Source organism: Blautia caccae, from assembly GCF_040095955.1.
Lineage (GTDB): Bacteria > Bacillota > Clostridia > Lachnospirales > Lachnospiraceae > Blautia > Blautia celeris.
The window spans coordinates 1-608 of record NZ_JBBMFP010000107.1; the positions used below are offsets into that span (position 1 = coordinate 1).

Sequence of the window (608 nt, forward strand, 5' to 3'; positions counted from 1 at the left end):
GGCAGAACCAAACTGGAAAGTGACAGTGTGACTTCTCAGAGGATCCTGTTGAAATCGTTTGTGATCGATCAGCTTGGTGTGGATGAGTCGGATATCCTTGAATATGTGGATGACGGTGTCAGCGGCACCCATTTCAAACGCAATGGTTTTCAACAGTTGCAGGAGGATATGAAAAGCGGACAGATCGGCTGTGTAGTTGTGAAAGATTTCTCCAGGTTTGGCAGGGACTATCTGGAAGTGGGATTTTATATTGAGTATATTTTTCCGCTTCTTCAGATCAGATTTATTTCCATTAATGACAGTTATGACAGTGAAGCCAGCTCTGGAATGACCGGCGGTATGAATGTAGCTTTGAAGAATCTGGTTTATAACATGTATAGCCTGGATTTGTCGAAAAAAATCTCATCCGCAATGCAGACCAGAATGAAAAACGGAACAAGGCTTCCGGTAAATGCCAGATATGGTTATAGAAAGGGCAAAGATGGAAGGTTGGAAATTGATCCGGATTCGGCTAAGGTGGTGAAGATGATTTTCCAGATGGCTGCAGAAGGTATGAGCTTTGCAGAGATCACAAGGGAACTGAACAAACAGGAAATTGCCACCTGTGA

The 608-nt window shown here is 43.4% G+C and carries 1 protein-coding gene; it reads left to right on the forward strand.

Annotation, left to right across the window (positions count from 1 at the left end; all coding sequences use genetic code 11):
- Positions 1-608: recombinase family protein (locus WMO65_RS26445; protein ID WP_349064929.1), on the forward strand; the 608-nt coding region annotated here is incomplete at both ends.